Below are 514 nucleotides of genomic sequence, written 5' to 3'. Positions count from 1 at the left end.
CCCCAGCACCCAGCTGTAGCCGAGCGTGCCGTCAGTCAGGCGTACGGCGGCGCGGGTGAGCGTGGCGTCGCCAGCAAAAAAGCGCTCGCCGGTGCTACCCATCCGCGCCTGAATCTGCACCAGGCCGGTTTCAGCGGCGCGGATTACTTCATAGTCGGCGGTGATGTTCAGCGCGTTCAGGCGGGCTGCCAGCTCAGTCGGTTGGCTGTGCGCCAGTACGGACATCCAGTGCTGGCGGGTCGCGGTATCTGCGTGCATTCAGTGCTCCATAGTGAATTCAATCATGTCGGCGCGCGTCAGGCTGACGGAGTACTCCGCCGGGCTGCTTTCACCGTCACGGTGGTTAAGGGTGCGCACGCACAGCAGCGGCGACATATTCGGGATTTCAAGACGCTGGCACTCTTTGGCCTGGGCGCGGCGGGCGCTGATCCGCGTCTGGCTGCGGCGCAGCGCAATTCCGGTTTGCTCGCGCAGAAAATCGTGCAGTGAGCCGCTGTCGAAGCGTTGCCTGTCT

At 64.2% G+C, this 514-nt stretch carries 2 protein-coding genes; both read right to left on the bottom strand.

Annotation, left to right across the window (positions count from 1 at the left end; all coding sequences use genetic code 11):
• The coding region (gene phnG, locus AC5O77_RS22700; RefSeq protein WP_494507291.1) for a phosphonate C-P lyase system protein PhnG at positions 1 to 258 on the bottom strand (258 nt) is incomplete at its 3' end.
• Positions 259 to 514: UTRA domain-containing protein (locus AC5O77_RS22695; protein ID WP_494507290.1), on the bottom strand; the 256-nt coding region annotated here is incomplete at its 5' end.

The sequence above is a fragment of the Stenotrophomonas sp. INTA L402-1 genome (assembly GCF_059295135.1).
The sequence above is the reverse complement of the archived record's forward strand: the minus strand, read 5'-3'. Positions and strand labels throughout refer to the sequence as shown.